The 20,826-nt window shown below is 34.0% G+C and carries 17 protein-coding genes; 5 read left to right on the top strand and 12 right to left on the bottom strand.

Going from position 1 to position 20,826, the window contains the following annotated elements; all coding sequences use genetic code 11:
* Window positions 1-42 precede the first annotated feature (42 nt).
* Window positions 43-1,410 (top strand): sigma-54-dependent transcriptional regulator, encoded by a 1,368-nt coding sequence (locus ACYQ1E_RS12260; protein ID WP_459879784.1) that lies wholly within the window; start codon window positions 43-45, stop codon window positions 1,408-1,410.
* Between the two features lie 10 nt (window positions 1,411-1,420).
* Here the strand turns inward: ACYQ1E_RS12260 and ACYQ1E_RS12255 are convergent, their stop codons facing one another.
* A complete protein-coding gene (locus tag ACYQ1E_RS12255; protein WP_459879781.1) occupies window positions 1,421-2,503 on the bottom strand; it encodes a ParM/StbA family protein in 1,083 nt (360 codons plus the stop codon).
* Window positions 2,504-2,627: 124 nt separating this feature from the next.
* On the opposite strand from ACYQ1E_RS12255, the gene ACYQ1E_RS12250 reads away from it, so the two are divergent.
* Complete coding sequence (locus ACYQ1E_RS12250) at window positions 2,628-3,701, top strand: phosphotransacetylase family protein (protein ID WP_459879778.1); 1,074 nt, start codon at window positions 2,628-2,630, stop codon at window positions 3,699-3,701.
* A gap of 17 nt (window positions 3,702-3,718) precedes the next feature.
* On the opposite strand, the gene ACYQ1E_RS12245 is transcribed toward ACYQ1E_RS12250, so the two are convergent.
* The 11 genes from ACYQ1E_RS12245 to ACYQ1E_RS12195 all read right to left on the bottom strand — a co-directional run bounded on the left by ACYQ1E_RS12245 (window position 3,719) and on the right by ACYQ1E_RS12195 (window position 17,112).
* The gene (locus tag ACYQ1E_RS12245) at window positions 3,719-4,675 is read right to left on the bottom strand and encodes a glycoside hydrolase family 130 protein (protein ID WP_459879775.1); all 957 of its coding nucleotides are present in this window, start codon (window positions 4,673-4,675) and stop codon (window positions 3,719-3,721) included.
* A 26-nt stretch (window positions 4,676-4,701) separates the two neighbouring features.
* On the bottom strand, window positions 4,702-5,850 hold the full coding sequence (locus tag ACYQ1E_RS12240) for a glycosyltransferase (RefSeq protein WP_459879772.1): 1,149 nt from the start codon (window positions 5,848-5,850) through the stop codon (window positions 4,702-4,704).
* 67 nt (window positions 5,851-5,917) lie between these two features.
* Complete coding sequence (locus ACYQ1E_RS12235) at window positions 5,918-8,137, bottom strand: PAS domain-containing sensor histidine kinase (protein WP_459879769.1); 2,220 nt, start codon at window positions 8,135-8,137, stop codon at window positions 5,918-5,920.
* Between the two features lie 16 nt (window positions 8,138-8,153).
* A complete protein-coding gene (locus tag ACYQ1E_RS12230) occupies window positions 8,154-8,891 on the bottom strand; it encodes a transporter substrate-binding domain-containing protein (protein ID WP_459879766.1) in 738 nt (245 codons plus the stop codon).
* The gene (locus tag ACYQ1E_RS12225) at window positions 8,888-9,262 is read right to left on the bottom strand and encodes a response regulator (protein ID WP_459879763.1); all 375 of its coding nucleotides are present in this window, start codon (window positions 9,260-9,262) and stop codon (window positions 8,888-8,890) included. The genes ACYQ1E_RS12230 and ACYQ1E_RS12225 overlap by 4 nt, the downstream gene beginning before the upstream one ends.
* 291 nt (window positions 9,263-9,553) lie before the next feature.
* Complete coding sequence (locus ACYQ1E_RS12220; RefSeq protein WP_459879760.1) at window positions 9,554-10,573, bottom strand: bis-aminopropyl spermidine synthase family protein; 1,020 nt, start codon at window positions 10,571-10,573, stop codon at window positions 9,554-9,556.
* Between the two features lies 1 nt (window position 10,574).
* Window positions 10,575-10,913 (bottom strand): adenosylmethionine decarboxylase, encoded by a 339-nt coding sequence (speD, locus tag ACYQ1E_RS12215; protein ID WP_459879758.1) that lies wholly within the window; start codon window positions 10,911-10,913, stop codon window positions 10,575-10,577.
* 427 nt (window positions 10,914-11,340) lie between these two features.
* A complete protein-coding gene (locus tag ACYQ1E_RS12210; protein ID WP_459879755.1) occupies window positions 11,341-12,627 on the bottom strand; it encodes a phenylacetate--CoA ligase family protein in 1,287 nt (428 codons plus the stop codon).
* 50 nt (window positions 12,628-12,677) lie between these two features.
* On the bottom strand, window positions 12,678-13,454 hold the full coding sequence (locus ACYQ1E_RS12205) for a prepilin peptidase (protein WP_459879752.1): 777 nt from the start codon (window positions 13,452-13,454) through the stop codon (window positions 12,678-12,680).
* A gap of 41 nt (window positions 13,455-13,495) precedes the next feature.
* The gene (locus tag ACYQ1E_RS12200; protein WP_459879749.1) at window positions 13,496-14,083 is read right to left on the bottom strand and encodes a PIN domain-containing protein; all 588 of its coding nucleotides are present in this window, start codon (window positions 14,081-14,083) and stop codon (window positions 13,496-13,498) included.
* 38 nt (window positions 14,084-14,121) lie between these two features.
* Complete coding sequence (locus ACYQ1E_RS12195; protein WP_459879746.1) at window positions 14,122-17,112, bottom strand: phosphoribosylformylglycinamidine synthase subunit PurS; 2,991 nt, start codon at window positions 17,110-17,112, stop codon at window positions 14,122-14,124.
* Window positions 17,113-17,725: 613 nt separating this feature from the next.
* Between ACYQ1E_RS12195 and ACYQ1E_RS12190 the strand changes: the two genes are divergently transcribed.
* The 3 genes from ACYQ1E_RS12190 to ACYQ1E_RS12180 are packed head-to-tail and all read left to right on the top strand — an operon-like array spanning window position 17,726 to window position 20,819.
* On the top strand, window positions 17,726-18,640 hold the full coding sequence (locus ACYQ1E_RS12190; protein ID WP_459879743.1) for a hypothetical protein: 915 nt from the start codon (window positions 17,726-17,728) through the stop codon (window positions 18,638-18,640).
* Window positions 18,641-18,700: 60 nt separating this feature from the next.
* Entirely contained in the window at window positions 18,701-19,126 is a 426-nt protein-coding gene (locus ACYQ1E_RS12185; protein ID WP_459879740.1) for a DnaJ family domain-containing protein, read from the top strand.
* Window positions 19,116-20,819, top strand: coding sequence for a bifunctional sulfate adenylyltransferase/adenylylsulfate kinase (locus tag ACYQ1E_RS12180; protein ID WP_459879738.1), 1,704 nt, complete (start codon window positions 19,116-19,118; stop codon window positions 20,817-20,819). Before ACYQ1E_RS12185 ends, ACYQ1E_RS12180 begins: the two co-directional genes overlap by 11 nt.
* Window positions 20,820-20,826: the final 7 nt, after the last annotated feature.

The raw sequence follows: 20,826 nt of genomic DNA, 5'->3' as shown, positions 1-20,826 counted from the left end.
AGTTTAAACCTGAGTTTGCAATTAAAGCAAGGGAGAGATTTCATGGAATCCTTTATTTTGATAATAGACGACGAAGAAGACATCAGGATCTCCCTTTCAGGAATCTTAGAAGATGAAGGCTACAAATGTATTGGTTTTGAAAGTGGAGAAAAGGCATTGGAATTTATTAAGACAAAAGCAGAGCCTGATGCAATTTTTTTAGATATCTGGTTGACTGGCATGGATGGTGTAGATGTTTTGAAAATTTTGAAAAAGGACGTGCCACATATTCCAGTTATTATGATATCGGGACATGGAAATATTGAAACTGCTGTTCAAACAATAAAGCTGGGTGCCTTTGATTTTATTGAAAAACCTCTCTCTTTAGAAAAAGTAGTTGTTGCAGCAAAAAAAGCCCTGGAATTTAAGGAACTTACCATTGAAAACCAAAGACTAAGATATAGAGTAAAAAGAGATATCGTAGATGAGTTAACGGGCAAAAGTGAGGCAATATTAAAAGTTAAGGAACAAATAGAAAAAGTTGCTCCAACTGACGCATGGGTGCTTATAACTGGCGCTAATGGAACTGGAAAGGAAATAGTTGCAAGGGCAATACATAAAAAGAGTAAACGTTCAAAAAGGCCTTTAATAGCTATAAACTGCGCAGCCATTCCTGAAGAACTAATAGAAAGCGAATTATTTGGACATGAAAAAGGTGCTTTTACAGGAGCCCACAAAACCCATATAGGAAAATTTGAGCTGGCCCATAAGGGAACCCTTTTTTTAGATGAAATTGGAGATATGAGCCTTAAGACCCAGGCCAAGATCTTGAGAATCCTGCAAGAGCAAAAATTCGAACGCATAGGTAGCAACAGGACAATAGAGGTGGATGTAAGGGTTATAGTTGCAACAAATAAAGATCTAAAAAAAGAGATTCAAGAAGGCCGTTTTAGAGAAGATTTGTACTACAGATTAAATGTATTTCCAATTCATGTTCCAGATTTAAAAGACAGGAAAGAGGATATCCCTATTTTAATTAAAGAATTTATTGAGTCATTTTGTAAGGAAAACGGATATCAACCTATACAATTTACAAAATCTGCAATGTCTAAATTGATTAATTATCCATGGCCAGGAAATGTAAGGGAACTTAAAAATTTTACAGAAAGAATGTTAATATTATATGCAGGAAAAGAAGTGGATGTTTCTGATCTACCCGAGGAATACAAAAATTATTCTAAACTAAAAAATAAACAAGATGACACTACCTTCTTTGATATGGATTTCAAAACAGCCAGATCAAAATTTGAAATAGAATATCTTACATCAAAATTAAAAGAAGTTAACGGCAATGTTTCCAGACTCTCGGAATTAATTGGTTTAGAGAGGAGCTATTTACATAAAAAACTAAAATCTTATGGTATTATTTAAAAAGAATAGACTATTTTTCCCCTTCTTCTTTCTCATCCTTCTCTTTTTGTCCTTTTACCTCAGTAACAGGAGATTCTTTTCTTAACTTGTTCGCATCATATATCCCGTACTTTAGATATCCCATTACATTATTTAAACGGGGATCAGACTTGCTCTCCACCAAAATAATATTTCCCTCAACCAGGGGTTTTATATAATTAAATAGCTCTTTAGCCCCTCCACCAGTTAAAACAATAAGGTCAATATCCCAATCATTCTCCCACACTCTGTTTATATCTGTGGCTATTTGGGAAGCAAAATGAGAATAGACCCGTTCTTTTAAATTGACAATATTATACTCTTTTCCCTTTATTTTTATAGAACCAGAAAAAATTGCTTCATATAATCTGTATAGTTCAATACTAACACCAGCTTTTTGTCTCAGTTTATTGGCAATTATACCAAAACATTTAGACATGCCATTGTCTGTTGTAGTGCTTCCCCTCTCCACATATCTCAAATGATCAAGTAAAACAAAATCCGTGGTCCTAAATCCAATATCCACAACTCCTATCTTTTGACTAACCAATTTTTTATTTGTTACCTTCCCCTTTTCATCAAATAAGAGGTTAAACACTGAACCCATGGGCTGGGGTACCACCTTCACTTTAGCTATATTTAGTCTCTTTTCTCTCCCCTTACTCTTATTGGAAAGGAATTCAATTTTATGAAATCCTCTTAATATTTCCTGTATTTTTTTTGCATCTCTCCTGTAATATCCAACAGGCAGTCCTGTAACTACATTCAGTGTCTCTACTTCATCGGTGAGCATCCCTACGCCAGATATAGCAAGAATTTTGACAAATTCACTCACTAATTTATCCTGATCCAGGGTGTACTGTTTAACCAGAGATTGTTTTTCTGCCAGCTCTCCTAAAAAGAACATATTATCTCCCAATTTTACCTGGAGATTTTGCTCAAATTGGTCATCTTCTAATAAAAAATCAAACTGAATATCCGTATATTCTCCAATAATTGATTTAAAAATCACATATTCATCACCATTTGTTGCCTTTGTAAAGCCAAACCCCACATCAACCCCTATTGGTCTCATATCTAATTTCTCCTTATTTTCCTAAATTTAAGGATAATATGCCTTCTGTACTTTCCTTACTTGGCTTTTTTTAATCAATTTGGTATTCTTTTGCAAAGGAAAAATTAAAATAAAGGAGCTTAGGATGATAACACTTTATATTGGTTCCACATCTGGATATGCGGGCAAGACCTTAATTACATTAACTATTGGCCGTTATTTCCAAAAGTTGGGTTTTAAGGTGGGATTTTTAAAGCCCATTGGGACATCCCCAATCACAGAAAATGAAAACAAGGTAATAGACCAGGATGCACTTTTCATACAAAAAATTTTGGGATTAAATAATGATCCTGAGCTGCTTACGCCTGTTTTGGTAACTAGAGATCTACAGCTTTCAGTGTTCAAGAAAGGATGTCCTGATTTCATGGGAAAAATTTTAAATTCATATGAAAAACTCAAAAAAAACAACGATCTAATGCTTGTATGCGGTTCTGGAAGTTTTTTACATACAGGAAAATACTGCAATATTGCAGGCATAGATGTGGCAAATGCGCTGGAGGCAAAGGTCATATTAATTGATAGGTTTTTCAAGGAATTTAACTATGATTATTTGGTAAGTGCAAAAGAACTTTTGGGAGACAAACTCATTGGTTGTATCTTAAATTCTGTTCCTGAACGCATTATGGATACAGTGGATAATTTACTTGTACCCTTATTAAATAAAAAGGACATTAATGTTTTAGGGGTAATTCCTAAAGATCCATTTTTATATTCAATAACAATTAAAGAATTAGCTAAAAGACTTAGGGCAAATATTATATCTGGTCAAAGCAAATTAAATGAACTTGTAATTGATTTTATAATAGGCACCATGCAGATAGAAAATTTTATGTATCACTATCAAAAGAAAAGAAATCCAGCTGTAATTGTAGGTGGAGATAGATCAGACCTACAATTGGTAGCTTTAGAGGGAAAATGTAAATGCCTTATCTTAACAGGTAATATTTATCCCACAGACATTATCTTAAGTAGAGCTAAAGATTTAAAGATACCAATACTTGTAGTTAAAGATGATACATACACTGTTGCCAAGAAAATGGACTTTATCCTTGAAACCATTAAATTACGAGATGAACAAAAACTAAATTATGGCTTTAATTTCATTAAAGAACATATAAATTGGATTGTCTTTAAAAAATTATTGGGCTTAGAAAAATAAGAAAAAGTGCCATTTATTTATGGTTTTTTATACTCCCGTGGTGTTTTTATACAACTTTTAAGCAGGTCATCAATATGTGCAGTTGCAAGAGCTATACAGGTATCTGCGGCTCCATAATATATCTTTAATTCCCCGTTGTCTTCTAACACTGTTCCACAAGGGAATACTACATTTGGGACATCTCCTACCCTTTCATAGGTTTCATGGGGACCAAAGATATAATAGGGAGTATATCCAACAATCTTATGGGGCTCATCCAGATCAAGGAGCATGACACCTACTCTATAAATAAGGCCTCCTCCTGCAACTTTAACTCCATGGAAAAATACTAGCCAGCCCTTTTCAGTAAAAATTGGTGGTGTAGAGGCACCCATTTTAAAAGCACTCCAGGCACCTGGAGTAAAAAACATAAGGACCTTACTTTCCCCCCAATGAATCAGATCAGGAGAATAAGTAATCCACATGAGATTCATCTTTCCCCCACGACCAGCAGGTCTTGTTATCATGACATATTTGCCTTTTATCTTTTTTGGAAAGAGCACTCCATCTTTATTATCAACATCAGTGGCAAGACTAATTCTTTCAAATTTTTCAAAATCTTCAGTTACTCCAATACCTATCCTAACTCCATAGGGACCATAAGCTGTGTATGTTATATAAAATTTCTTATCTATCTGAGTAATTCTTGGGTCTTCAATGCCAAACCTCTCATAAGGTTCAAAATAAGGATCTTTTGATGGCACTATCCATGGTTTTTTATCAACCTTAAAATCTAAACCATCATGGGATCTGGCCAAGGTCAAATGGCTTTTTCCCTCAAAATCTTCAATGCGTAATAAAAGTAAATATTCCTCTTTAAATTTGCAGGCCGCCGCATTAAAAACTGTATTACAATGATAGGGTACATCCTCTCTTGTGATTATAGGATTTAAAGGATGTCTTTTGATTATCTCCAACTGGTATTTTTTCTTCATGGCTCCTCCTGGTCAAATATCCAAAATTAATCCATCCATATAGTAGAGACATTTAATATAGAGGGCTCTATTAATTTTCTGTAAATAGAGATGTGTTTGTCAGCCACGAGTGACCAAGAAATCCTTTCTTTTACATACACCTTTGCATTGCGGGAAAGTTCTTTATAAAGTTTTTCATCTTTTAACAAGCGTAAAATATTCTCCACATATTCCTCTTTTTCCTTAGACATAAGACCTGCTTTATATTTTGAGAAAATAGCTTCCATGGTCTTATTAAAAGAAGTTACAACAGGTTTTCCAAAGGCCATACAATGGGCAAAGATTCCGCTCTGGGATATCTTTTTATAGGGCAAGACCACGATATCAGCTGCTGACATAATAATATCAAAGGAATCCGGAGAAATCTGCCCTCTTATTACCTTTATATGTTCTTTAGCTGGGGAGGAATTAATTCTTTCGAACAAGAGATTTCTGTAATCCAGATAGGCTATAGTCCTTAATTTCCCAGCAATTATTAAAATGACCTTTCCATCATATTCCTTTACAATCTCTGGCCATAGATCAAGAATTTTCTCAAAATTTTTATATGGACTAAAGTACCCTATCATTAAAACTATTTTTGTATTTTCATCTATACCCAACTTCCTTTTTGCATCAGGAATATTATTTAACTCTCTAGCACCATGGGGAATAACTGAAATTTTTTCTTCGAGCCCTTCTGCTAAATTTAACTCCTCAACTAGGGCCTGTTTTTGAAACTTTTCATGGACTATCAGCTGATCTGAATAATTAAAAAAACAGGAAAATAAAATCTTGTGTTCAAAAATATTTTTTTCATAAATAGTATGAAGAGTTGTAACACAGGGGATGTTGGTCATCTTGAGTTGTAAATAAAGAGGGACAATGGAAACTCCATATTGCCTACCAAAAAGATTGAACTCATGTTGTACGTGGACAAGGTCTGGTGAGAGTCTGATTATCATGTCAAATATTTTATAGGATAGATCTCTATCTTCATAGTCAAAACAACTAAAAACATTTTTACCCTGGCCACCATAGTGAGATATAATATAAACATCTACTTCCTTGGCCCTTAATGCCTCAGTTAAAAAACTTGTATAAGTGGCGATACCACATTCAATTGGCGGATAAGTTGACACAAAGGCTATACGCATTTTTCTAACCCCTTACCCATTAATTTAATTTAGAAAATTTACATATAAAATAAGCTTCTATTCCTTGTCAAAGAGAAGTTTTATCATTGGGGAGTATAGGATGTTGTAGTTTTTTTTGAGGAGGGGAAACAGGTAAATAAATAACCACCTCTGTTCCTTTTTCCGGTGCTGAATCCACAAAAATTTTCCCATTGTGTTGTTTAGTAACTATAAAATAGGAAATATATAAACCCAATCCAGGACCTTCTCCCACTTGTTTTGTGGTGTAAAATGGATCAAATATATTCCCCATCATATTTCTAGGAATACCAGGCCCATTGTCTTTTATAGAGGTTTTCACTAAGTCATCCTTATCTTCAGAAATTGTAATTGTAATTTCAGATTCTTGCCTGCCTGCCATTGCTTGAGCAGAATTTTTTATAATGTTTAAAAAAACCTGTTGTATCTTTATGGGGTCACAAGAAATCTTTGGCACCTCTCCATAGTTCTTTTTTATTTTTATTTTTTTGACATCATACTTTTTCTTTAAACTATAATCATTATACGCCATTGCAAGAGCCTTTTCCATAACCTCTCTTAAATCTACATTATCAACAAAACCTAGCGGTTCCTGAGTAAAAGTTAAAAGCCCTTTTATAATAGCAGATGCTCTCATTGTTGCTTCTTTTATATTAAAAAGCATTTTATCTATTTTTCTATCTTGAATATATTTTTTAAGATAATCGAATTCAATACCTATTTGGTTTGCTATTTCTCTATTTTTAGACGTATCTTCTAGTCTATTTATACATACATCGCATGCCTGCATAATGATAGCTAAAGGATTATTTATTTCATGAGCTATTCCAGATGCCATATTACCTATTGTTATCATCTTTTCTGAATGTATCAACATCTCTTCAAATTTTATTTGATCTGTAATATCATCTATTTTTATTACTGCACCATCTACACCATTAGACTGCAATGGAAATATAATCACAATTTCAATTTTTTCAAATCCATCCTTATCTTCAGATCTTCTTAAATAAGACTGGATATCTTTTGCCAAAATAGCTTTCTTCAATTTATTTTTTAATTCATCTTCTATTTCTATAACATCAAATAGATTTTTGTTTCTTAAATCTTTTGATTGTTTTTCCCCTAAAAGGCTTTCAAAATATTTATTCCAATACACTACTTTAAAGTCTCTATCAACTGTAATCAACTTAGAAGGCATTGAATTTATTATATTTTGAAGCATATTTCTGAGTTTCTCTAGTTCCATTTGAATTCTTTTCTCTTCAGTAACATCCTGAACAATGACCATTACAGCAGGCTTCCCTTCATAATCAATCACTGAATCGCTTAGATTCACAAATTTTTTTTCACTATCTTTTGTAAATATCTCAAACTCATAACTAATAGGAACATCAATTGATCCTTGTTGTCTTAACATTCCTTTCTCTCTTACTATCTCTTGGCGATCCAAAGGTAGGATCTCCCAAAACTTATTCGACATAATCTCTTCTCTAGTATATCCAAAAATTTCAGTAATGGCCCTATTACAGTACACAAACCTCTCTCCTTGACAAATTAAGATACCTATAGGGGCATTTTCTGCCAAATTCCTAAATTTCTCTTCACTTTGTTTTAATTCCTCTTCCCTTTGCTTTATCTTTATCCCCAAATCCCTCACTTTATCGAACATTGATTTAAATTCAACAAACTCCATAGATGGAAAAAGATAGTTATATTGCCCCTCCTTTACCTTTGAAATTGCATTTGTTAAAGCTGATATTGGTGCTTCTAACTTATTTTTTAAAATCAAGTATGTAGAAAAATAGATAAAAATTATAATAAATAATACTAATGAACTATCAGCAAATAAAAAATTTTCGATATAATTAAAGCCTATCCGATTATCAAAAGTAATAGCTACATATCCAATTTCTTTATTTTCATGCAAAATAGGGATACGAATATTTTCTAAATCTATTTGAGTCTCTCTTTGAGATTTAAATAATATTGATTTATATGGCATTGCTACAACCTCAATCCCGGCTATTAAATCATTTTGTATATAACTATTTGATAACATTTCAATTTCTTTTTTATCTAATTTCCATAGGGGATATATATAAGCAGTTTTTATATTTTCAACTATATTATTTTTACGTAATAAAAAAATTTTTTTGGAATTTGATTGAAATATATAATAACTTATAAACAAGAATATTGATGAAATAAGTAAAATATTTAGAATTAAATGAAATCTTAAGATATTTATAATACTTTTCTTTTTCATAAAATTCATAATATATTTATTGAAATTTTAAAATAAATTCATTAATTTTTTTTATTAAACGATCTGAAACATCTTTTGAAAACATCAAATATCTTTTATTTCCTTTTTTCACATCTTTTAAATGTATAATAACAAAATCCTTTTTATTGTATCCTGCTGAAGCAATCAAAAACTCTATTTCTTCAGGAGAAATGAGCATATAGGAAAATCTTTTATATTTTAACATATGTATCAAATTCAATTGCTCTCCATCAATATTAATTACTCTTGGTTTAAATTCCTCTTGATATCTGTCAATTTCTTCTCCATATGAAAAATTTTTAATTCTTCCCCAGGTATATGATCTCATCCTAAATATTTGAGAAAGGTAGTGAAATTTAGTCAATCCCTGATTCCATTTTCCTGTCAAAAGTACAATGGGTTTGTTTTGATATATTGGAACTGAAAATTTTGCCCATCTGGTCCTCTCTTTTGTCTTAAACCATCCAGGCGAACATATGTTTTGATGTCCTCTTTTAAAAGATTCAATAATCCTATTTGGTGTTGAAAGTTCTAGTTCAAACTCAACTTTTGCTTGTCTTAAAACATAAATTGCTCTCTTTAAAATGATCCCCTTCACACCATCCTTATCATAAATATAATATGGTGGTCTGTGAAAAAATAAAAGTTTTAGCTTCTGGGCAAAGCCTAACTTTACAAAAATTACAATAATAAACAACGTAATCCAGTAAAATTTTTTTGTCTTTTTTTTCATTGTAGCAAAAATAGAATTTCCTCTATCAAGTCTGATACATTTGAAACAGGCTTATAAAATATCCTTTTACTAACTTTGTCAATATGAGCAATCTCTTTTCCATTGAATTCAATGGAACCAGTTATAATTATAAAAGAAATTTCTGGCTGCAATTCATGTGCCCTTTGAATAAACTGAAGGCCATTTATACCGGGCAGTCTTAAATCCACCAAAACAACCTTAAATTTTTTCATTTTCAGAAGCTGCAATCCTTCTTCCCCGGTTGTAGCAATTTCACACTCAAGTCCATAGTCTTCCAACAACAGTTCAAGGATCTCTGACATTGCCACTTCATCTTCTACAATCAAGATATTTTCTTCAATATTTTTCATTTTCCACCTCCATTTTTATTAAAAAAATTCTCATAGGAGATGGATTTCTAGCTCACAGTGAAGATAAATAGATAATAGCTCGTCTGAAATTCATTCATGCTTAGTTTACCAATTCTATAAAAAAATAGCAATGAAAATAAAAAATAAAGCAGAAAGTTTATATTTAGAAAGGTGTTTAGTTTAGGAAGAAGAACTAATGTTTTCTCAATGGCTTCTTTTAATTCCTAAAAAAAGACAAAAGGCAACCCCTCAGGTTGCCTTTTGTCTTAATCTTTCAATAAAAATATCTTTTTAATAAGGAGTTGCCAGACTCTCGTCGTCTTTATATACTTTTTCATCTATAATTTGTGTACCTACCACTAGGGGTTTTGGTTGTTTAACAGCTTCAAGTCTTATAAAAGATGAGGTATACCAATCCCTGTCAGCCCTAACCCCTATCTCTTTATAGACCTGACATTTTTCTTGATATCTGGAAAAACTTATGTCACCAAGAGGATAAACGCTAAATCTTCGTCTAATATCTGTTATGACAAATCCCATTTCCAAAAACCTTTTTTCAATTTCAAACCACTTTTTCTTAGATGCTTCAATGGTAGTAAGCCCTAAATATCCTGCACATCCAATGCCCTTTAATGACGACGTAGCCCTAGATATAAAAAGGGTAAACCCTGGAATGGTCTCAACTGGATCTGTTATAAATACATCAAATTTTTCTTTATATTTATCTGGAAGTGCCTGTTGGGCATCAAAGACATCTGCTCTTAAAGGCAGGTTCATATTTTCAGCTACCTTATTTATAAAACTTACCAGTCTTTCATCTATCTCAACGACCTGGACCCTTTTTGGGAGCCCTGTGACTGCAAGGGCTAAGGAGAGCAAGTCATCGTCACCCATTATGAAAATTTCTGCATCTAAAAGATCTCCCCTCTCATAAATATATGCAACCCTTCTGATCACCCCTTCTGGGGATATAAAACCCTGATCAAAAATCTCAATTGCCTCAGGTCGGCCTTTAGTTAATTTTTTCCATTTCTCTAAAAGTTCTTTAAAATATCCTTTGATTTCTACTCCTGTTTTATCACAACAAACACATTTAACATCGTCTATTGAACTAAGATTACTGTATGGGTCAGAACATTTTGAGGTCAGCTTAACTTTTCCTCCCTCAATTTCTATTATGCCTTCTCGCTCTAATTCCCTAATTCTTTGAAAAAATTCTTTTAGAGACAAGTCCTGTCTTTCAATTAATTCATAGATGGAAATATCACCTCTGCTACAAATTTGTAGCACCTGATTTTTAAATCTATCCATTTTAACCCCTATCAATTACCTGATGCTTATATGATGTGGGCTTGAATTTTTCTAAAAATAGCTCAAAGGCCTTATCTACCTTTGATACATCTCCACAGGTAAATACATCTAAATTAACTAATTCATATTCTGGCCAGGTATGTATGGATACGTGTGATTCTTCTACAAGAATCACACCAGTCACTCCGTAAGGTTGAAATTGTTTGTACATAGAGCCTATCTTATTGAACTTTGCCTTTTCTGTAACTTCTTCTAAGATTTCCCTTACCATGTCCTCATTGGAAATGAGGTCCTTTTTGACTCCATATAATTCTGCAATGATATGTCTTCCTACAACCATGGCCACCACCTGTACCTAGTAAAAGTTAAAGGTTAAACCCATGCAAGACACCCCCTGCCTAAGTATATTTTTTTTATTTTCCATAAAAAATACTCCATCTACAAAAAGATTCACACCTCATAAAGATGTGTCATTTTCTCTCTTTTAACTTATGATGTTAATTTAAAGCCTAAGCACAAAACACAAATATATCTATCACTTTTAACTATAATTAAAACTTTTTAAATTACAATCTAAAATTTTGTGGACAGAAAAACAACTAATTGTAAAAACGAGTCTTTCTACTTCGTATTTTCCCATATGTCAAGAAAAAAACAACCCCTTCAGCAATTCTCGGTGAGGGACAAATTAGATCATTTTAGATGTTTTCTCTCCTTCTTTCAGATTCAAAAAACTACCTTTTAAAAAGATCTCGCCTAAGCAGCAATCACTCTCTGATATCAATAACTCTTTTTGATTTTGCAAAGGTACGAGGCAGTTTTCCAAGGTCAACAACTTCAACTTCAATCCTCACTAATAACTTCTTTCTTAAAAAATTACTAATTGTCTTCTTAAGATTTTCATCCATGTCCTTTGACGCATATTCAGCCCGCTCCACCTTTAATTTCATATGATCCAGTCCCTCTTTTCTATATAACTCTATTTGATATTCACTGCTAACCTCTGGAATCTTTTCCAAAATTTCTGCAATTTGAGTTGGATATATATTTACCCCTCTAAAAATAATCATATCATCTGATCGTCCAACAATCTTGTCGTGCCTTGGAAGCCTTAAGCCACATGGACACAGGCCTGGAATCTTTCTGGATAAATCCCTTGTTCTGTATCTAATTAAAGGAGCAGCTTCTTTTTTTAAACTAGTCACCACCATCTCTCCAATCTCTCCATCTTCTACAGGCTTAAGGGTCTTTGGGTCAATTATCTCCAAGATAAAGATATCTGCAAAATAGTGAATTCCACAGTGTGCTGAGCACTCCAGGCCGGTGCCTGGGCCATACAATTCTGTCATCCCTGGAATATCAAAGGACTCTTCTAGTCCAAGGATCTGTTCTATCCTCTTTCTCATCTTAGGGGTATGTGGCTCAGCACCAAATATGGCCTTTTTTAAAGAAATATCTTCAGGCTTAAGCCCCATTTTTTTCACTTCCTCAGAAAGCAAAAGTGCCATAGAGGCAGTTGAACAAAGACATGTGGGTTTTAAATCCTGCAAAAATTGCAAATGTATCTCCAAATTCCCAGGACCAATTGGCAACGCAGTTGCCCCAAAATGTTCACATCCAAGCTGAAATCCAACCCCTGCTGTCCAGAGTCCATATCCAACTGCAATCTGAATCCTATCTTCTTCAGTGAGACCAGCTATCTCAAAGCACCTGGCCATCATCATTTTCCATACTTCCACGTCATTTTTTGTATAGGCCAAAATTTTTCTTTTTCCAGTTGTGCCTGAGGATGCATGTATCCTTATAACATCCTTCATGGGAACTGATAAAAAAGGAAAAGGATAATTTTCCCTCAAATCCTCTGCTGTTGTAAATGGAAGATGCTTTAAATCATCTAAAGATTTGATATCTTCAGGCGAAATTCCGTGTTCTTTTAGTCTTTTTCTATAAAATTCACTACCATTATACACATGCTCTACTGTCCATTTAAGCCCTTTTAATTGAATCTCTCTTAACTGATCTTCTGAGTATTCATTTAAAAATCTATATCCCATCTTTCTCACCTCAATTTTTCTTAATATCTTTTTAGATATAGTTATTGGATTTATTTACTTAACATCCCTAAATAACATAAAATAACCTCTTTACCAATGAGCATATACAAACAAGCTGCTAAACACAAAAAAGGCCCAAAGGGAATTGGATTTTGCGTGGTTTGATTTTGCTTTTTTAGATAATAAAGGCCACCCAAAAGTCCCATAATTGAACCAACAAACACTACAAAAGGAATTGCTGTAATACCTAGTAACGCTCCAATCATAAACATGAGTTTTATATCACCTGTGCCAAGCCCTTCTCTGCCTCTAATTAGTTTGTATCCCTGCTGAATCAAGAAAAAAAATCCCCCACCAAAAACTGCACCCCAAAAGGACAATTTAAAAGATACTCCAATTAATGGAGCACTTAAAAAAGCTAAGATACTTCCAGGTAGGGTTAGCTCGTCTGGGAGGATAAAGATCTCTAAATCAATAAAGCTAAGTATTATAAAAATACCTCCAAATAGTAGGAAAATAAAAAATGGAATTGAAAAACCAAACTTCAAATAAATACCCAAGGCCCATATAGCTGATATCAACTCAACAACGAGATATTTAATAGAAATTTTCTCACCGCATTTTAAACATCTACCCCTTAAAATCAAATAACTAATTATAGGGATATTCTCCCACCATGAAAGCACATGGGAACATTTTGGACAATGTGATCTAGGAGCAACTATAGATTCTCCAGCAATGTATCTATAGATACAGACATTGTAAAAGCTACCAAGACAAGCACCCAAAATAAAAGATGTTAAAGCAAAAAAGATAAAATGTGTCATATATTTAGCCTAAAAAATACCTTGTCTACCTGTTTTATCTCTTATTCAATTATTAACACGTCAATTCCTTCCACACCTTTAAATTTTTTATCAGAAGTAACAAATCTATTACATCCTGCATGTATGGCACAGGCGATTTGTATAGAATCAGAAGTATTTGTTTTATATTTGTCTCTAATAGTTGCAGCTAATCTTGCTACTTTTGTATCTATATCTATTACTTTAAAAAGTCTTTTAAAAAGGAAATTGTATTTCATCTCAATTTCCATATAAGAGAGAGAAGAAGAAAATAACCTTGCCTGATCTTGTTCTGCGTCTTTAAAAATAGGAAGAACTTTATCATAAAAATATTCATCTTTTTCAAAAAAATAAATAATTATATTTGTGTCTAAAAATATTTTTGGTATTCCTCTCATGAAGTTCTTTTTGGGTTTAGATACTTTTTTTTCGTATAATCCCTTTGAGATTCCAGAGAGCTCTCCCATTTTTTTGGGAGCAGGTCTAAGTAGTATAGTACCATCTACTACATCAATAATAATATTATCTCCCTCATCTATATTTACTTGTTCTCTTATGTTCTTTGGAATAATAAGTTGACATCTCCTGCCTAATTTAACTATTTCTGACATATTTTATACCTCCCCCTCCAACATATTTCTCTTATATTCTAAAAATTCAGGGTCTTTTTCCAAAAATATCTCATTTTATCAACACTATCCCTTATTATCTCTTTACCTTTATATTTAAACACTACTTGCTTTTGTTTTGTAACTTCACCAATATATGAACAAAAATCCCCTTTAAACAATGCCTCAAATTCATCTTTCTTATCTTTTGGTACTCCAACAACAAACCTTGATGGAGACTCTGAATACATGATTTTTTCAAATTCCATTTGAGCGGGACAACAAGGCACCGCATCTATATCGATAACTGCCCCTAAATCACCGCCAATTGCCATTTCACATACGCAAACTCCTAGCCCTCCATCAGATATATCGTGGCAAGATGAAATAATCCCCATTTGGATTGCCTCATACATCTTTTTGTAACGATTTCTTGCTGAAAGCAAATCCACCTGTGGGACATACCCTGATTTTATGTTCATTTCTAAAGCAAATTCTGAAGAGCCCATTTCATCCTTTGTAACACCAAGAATATAGATGCATTCTCCTGGTTCTTTGAAATCAGAGGTAACACATCTATATACATCAGGAATTACGCTAATTAATGAAAACAGCACTGTTGGAGGAATAGAGATTTTAATATTTCCCATTACATAATCATTTTTCATGGAGTCCTTGCCAGAAATACAGGGCACACCAAAGCCCATACAAAAATGTGCAAGTGCCATATTTGCCCTGACAAGTTGAGCAAGTTTATAATGGCCATCAGGGGTCTTTTCAGACTGAACAGGATCGCACCAGCAAAAATTATCCACCCCAGCCATATGATAGGGATTTGCCCCAACAGAAATTGCATTTCTAATTGCCTCGTCAATTGCACAGGCCATCATCCAATATGTATCTAAATCACTGTAGCGTGGACATATACCATTAGATACAACCAACCCCCTATCCTTTGTCAAAATGGGCCTGATAACTGCTGCATCTGATGGGCCATCTAAAAATTCACCAACCAGTGGTTTTATTGTACTCCCTCCTTGCACCTCATGGTCATATTGACGGATCACATATTCCCTTGAACAAATATTGAGCCTGGAGAGCATATTCCGCAAAATCTGTTTTGGATTTTCCTTTGCCTCATCAGGCACAATAAATGGCTTTTGGGAAGGGGGATCCCATATTGCCTTTAATTTCATTTGAGGCACACCTTCATGGAAAAACTCCATATCAAGCTCTGCCACTATTTTTTCCCCATACCTTACCCTAAAATAGCCTGAATCATTAAATTCACCTAAAATTGTGGCCTCAACATCCATCTCTTTTGCAAGTTGTAAAAATTTGTCTATATTTTGTTTTGGAACAGCCACACTCATCCTTTCCTGTGCTTCAGATAAGAGTATCTCCCAGGGAACGAGTCCATCGTATTTTAGAGGGACCTTTTTAAGATCAATCTCACACCCTCCACAATCCTGTGCCATCTCACCCATTGAGGAAGAAAGCCCTCCGGCGCCGTTATCAGTAATCGCATTATAAAGACCCAAATCCCTTGCCTTCATCAAAAAATCATACATCTTTTTTTGGGTTATTGGATCGCCAATTTGCACTGCAGTTGCTGGAGAACCTTCGTGTAAGGCCTCTGAAGAAAAAGTTGCCCCATGTATCCCATCCTTACCCACACGTCCCCCTACCATAACAGCAAGGTCACCTTTTTCTGCCCTTTTTTCATGGGATGGCCTACCATTTATAAGCCTTGGCATAATTCCAACTGTTCCGCAAAACACAAGGGGCTTTCCAAGATATCTTTCATCAAAAATAAGTCCTCCATTTACTGTGGGAATCCCGGACTGATTTCCTCCATCTTCAACCCCTTTTCTAACTCCCTCTAAAACCCTTCTTGGGTGGAGCAGTCTAGGTGGAAGGGGTTTATCATAAAATGGAGAGGCAAAACAAAATACATCTGTATTGCAAAGCAAGTTTGCACCAAGACCAGTCCCCATTGGATCCCTATTTACGCCAACAATACCGGTTAATGCACCTCCGTAAGGGTCCAGAGCTGATGGGCTATTATGGGTCTCTACCTTAATACATACACTGTAATCTTCATCAAATTTAATGACTCCAGCATTGTCTTTAAAAACAGACAGACAAAAATCTTTATCTCCCATTCTCTTTCTCAATATCTCTGTGGACTTTTGAATATATGTCTTAAATAGGCTGTTAATTATTCGTCTCTTATGGGTATTTTTTTCAATATATTCAATTTTTGCATTAAAGATCTTGTGTTTGCAGTGTTCAGACCATGTCTGGGCTATGGCCTCTATTTCTACATCTGTTGGATCTTGTGCAAGACCAATTTTTTTCCTGTAAGCCCTAACATCCTCCTGTGAGTAGTAATTTTTTATAACCTGCATCTCTTCTAAACTCAGGGCTAAAACCCTCTGTCTGCTCAATTTCATGAGCTCATCATCATCCATTTCACTTATTTTTATCACTTCAACTTTATCAGATGATTCGCCTGTAACTTTAGGGATTTTGATATCAAATCCAGGAGAATCTTTCCATTCATATTTTGATTTTATTCTAAACTCTTCAATTAATTCATTGCACAAAAGGTCTTTTGCTATGTGCTCTACTTGTTTTTTCTCTAATTTTCCGCAAATCAAATATTGAGTTGAATAATACACAGCCAAATCATCTCTATCTTCAATACCAAGACCATTTTTTATTGCTTCCTTGGCAACCCTGCCTTCATTGTCAGTAACACCAGGTCTAAATCCCACCTCAATTATCCAATCAAATCCCTTTGCAAGGGGTTTAGTAGAAGCCAAGTTTATAACAGGATCGTGTAATATGCCTTTATCAATTATTTCATCTACATATTTTTCCTCTAGACCAACTATTGTATACACTTTGATCAATCTCACATCATCTAAGTCTATATATAGATCCTTTTTAATTTGCCTTTTCAAAGACAGACCTTTGACATCCATGACACCTTTTAAAAGTCCTACACAAAGTCTAAACACTCTCATAAAAGGCCCCTAAATTTTTATAGAGTAAAGTTGTAAAGAAAGATTTGTATATCAGAGATAAAAAACTATCAAGAAATTTATATAGAAGACCCCAATGTCTCAGGAAAGATGTCGCCTTAGTGAGATAAGAAAGGTTTTTTTTTCTTGGGCTCTTATCTTATCATCCTTCCCCCTAGGGGGAAGGGGAAATTTTAACCGGCGCGAAAAGGAGTCTTTTACTATGTTTTATCCTGAAGATGTTAAAGAAAGTGTGCTTAAGCAAATTTTAACCACTTCAAAAACAGTTGTTGCTATTGCAAGAGAGAATAATATCCCCGATGACATGGAAAATTAATGCTCAAAAAGGAAAGACCATGAATAAAAAATTTTCAGCTGAAAAAAAACTTAATTTACTTTTTCAATGTGCCTCAATGAGTGAGATTGAGGTGTCCAGGTTTTGTAGGGAAAATTGGGGACGGGCGAATAATGCTTGACTATAACCAATCGAATTACGAATCTCAAATCATTGATTACTCTAAAGATAGAGGTGTTTTATTTAATAGATTCTGAGGTTGCAAAAAATTTAATTTGAGTTTAAAGCAAAATTTAAGAAAGCTATATAAGGTGAATTTAAATGCAATATGATATAGCGTCAAAGGTGATATTAACCCATTGCAGGAATACGGTGTTACGTGAGTTATGTGGATTAAATATAAGGGATGCAGAGTTAATAGATGTGCGTCCCCAGGAGACAGCATCAGTCAGGAGATCAGATTTTGTTTTAAGGGCCTTTTTTGAGGATGGAACAGAAAAGCTGGTGTTATTAGAATTAATAACCCAATGGAAAAGCTATTTGCCATTAAGGACTTTAGAGACGAGATGTCGTCATATTTTAGAAGAAGGTCTTGAGATAGAGACAATAATGATAGAGTTAAAGAGATGTTACGGAATGGTAGATTATTATCATGACAATGAAGTAGATTTCAAGTATAAGGTAATAAAATTATATGAGGTTGAAGCGAGAGAAGTAGTTAAAAAGGGTCTTAGATGTCTGTATCCATTTGTTCCTTTGATGAAAGGGGGCGAAGAATTAATAGAAGAAGCAGAGAGGGGGATTTATGAGAGTGAAGAGAGCATGGAGTATAAGTCAGATTTATTAACAGGCATGGCCATATTAAGTGGCTTAATATCCAAAGATATACCCCTTAAGTTGATTAAGAGGAGGAGAGATATAATGATAGAATCAGCTGCATATGAAATAATAAAAAAAGAGGGTTTTGAAGAAGGGGTCCAACATGGAATCCAAGAAGGAATTCAGCAAGGAATTCAACAAGGAATTCAACAAGGAATTCAACAAGGATTATTATTAGATGCCCAGGAAATGTTGTTAGAAGCTTTAGAAGAGCGTTTTGGAATTATACCTCGCTCTATTGCAAAAAAGATCAAGGAAATCGATAGTAGAGAGGTGATAAAAGGTTTGTTTAAGGTAACTATGCGAGTTAATTCATTGGAAGAATTCGAAGAGAAATTAAAGATTGCGATGAGTTGAATATGTAACAGTATGTAACAGAAAGTGGTCAGAGAAAAAATAGGATGAAACAAAGATATAGTGTTACAAATTATTATGGCAGACAATTATTTTGCAATTTTAGAAATGATTGCCGAAAAAAAAATAAAAGAGGCCATGGAAAAGGGTGAGTTTAACTCACTCCCTGGTAAAGGTAAACCCATTAAATTAGATGATGATTCACACATTCCCCCTGAATATAGACTTGCATATAGAATCCTAAAAAATGCTGGATACACTCATCCAGAGATAGAACAGAGAAAAGAGATAGAGAATATATATTCAATGTTAGAAAATTGTGAGGATGAACAGGAAGTATATAAAAAGGTCCAGAAATTAAATCTAATTGTATCAAAAATAAATATGAAGAGAAAGACTCCTGTTTATCTTGAATTAGAGCAGATTTATTACAAAAAAGTAGTTGAAAAGATAAAAGTAAAAAATAAGAGGAAGAAAAATGAAGAATGAATATTCTGAGAGCTTGCTGGTACATTTTCGTCGTGTAGAGGAATTAAAGAAAGAGTCTTTAAAATATCCCACTTATAGTTTAAATGAAAGGCAACTCTGTGATTTAGAACTACTTTTAAACAGGGCATTTTATCCCTTAGAGGGATTTTTAAATGAAAAAGAATATGTTTCAGTCTTGGAGAATGAAAGACTTAGTGATGGTACTGTGTGGCCAATACCCATTTATTTAGATGTACCCAAAAAAGTGGTTGATAAAATTTCAGTTGGAGAACCATTGGCTTTACTCGATGGAGAGGGATTTTTATTGGCAATCTTTTATGTAGAGGATATATATCGTCCTGACAAAAGATATGAAGCAAAAAAGATATATGGCACAGAAGATGAGAATAAACATCCATCAGTCTTCTCTTTATATCATGAAACCCATGAATATTATTTAGGTGGAAGGCTTGAGGGGATTTCTCTGCCTATTCACTACGATTTTGTAGAACTTAGAAAACCGCCCTCAGAGGTGCACAGATTTTTTTCTTCAATGGGATGGAGAAATGTAATTGGTTTTCATACAGAAAAGGCCTTACATTGTGCACACAAAGAAATGATTTTAAAGGCAGCAAGGGAGGTAAATGCTTCTATTTTTTTAAATCCTGTTGTAGGCATACCAGACCCCAGGGACTTAGACCACTTTACAATGATCAGATGTTACCAGGCATTTGTCAAACATTTTCCAAAAAATATAATAACATTGGCGCTACTTCCCTTTGCTAGTAGAAAGGCAGGGCCAAAAGAAGCAGTGCTTCAGGCAATAATTAGAAAAAATTATGGATGTACCCATTTTTTAGTTGCACCAGATCATGCAGATCCATTTATGCATTCAAGTGACAACAAAAAATTATTCTATCCAATGGGTGCTGCACAGGAAAAAGTTAAAGGATATGAGGATGAAATAGGTATAAAAATGGTGCCTCTTACCCCAATGGTATATTTTGAAGATGAGGGTAGATATATTCCTGAAAGTGAAGTTAGAGAAGGCATGAAGGTTAAGAGACTTTCTTCTGCAGAATTAAGGCGCAGACTGGAATACGATTTAGAAATCCCAGAATGGTTTTCCTTTAAAGAAGTTGTCCAGGAGTTAAAACGCACTTATCCTCCCAGACATAAACAGGGTTTTACTGTTTTTTTAACAGGTCTTCCAGGTGCTGGAAAATCTACTATTGCAAAAATATTATACGTTAAGTTCATGGAACTAAGAGATAGGCCAGTGACCCTTTTGGATGGGGATATTGTGAGAAAATATCTTTCTTCAGAACTATCCTATTCAAAGGAGCACAGGGAGATAAACGTGCGTAGAATTGGTTTTGTTGCCAGCGAGATCACCAAAAATGGAGGAATAGCTATTTGTGCGCCAATTGCACCTTATGAAGAATCACGAAGATATAATAGAGAACTTATTAGCAGATATGGTGGATATATAGAGGTCTATGTTGCAACTCCATTTGATGTGTGCATGCAAAGGGACAGAAAAGGGATGTATGAGAAGGCAAAAAAGGGACTTATAAAGAATTTTACAGGAGTTGATGATCCATATATCCCGCCCAAGAATCCAGAAATTACAATAGACACAACTGAACTAACACCCCAAGAAGCAGCTCAACAGATTATTTTATATTTAGAAGAACAAGGGTATATAAAATAAGAATAAT

It is taken from the genome of Desulfothermus naphthae, assembly GCF_054657475.1.
Note: the sequence above shows the minus strand (reverse complement) of the source record. Positions and strands in the feature narration are given on the sequence as shown.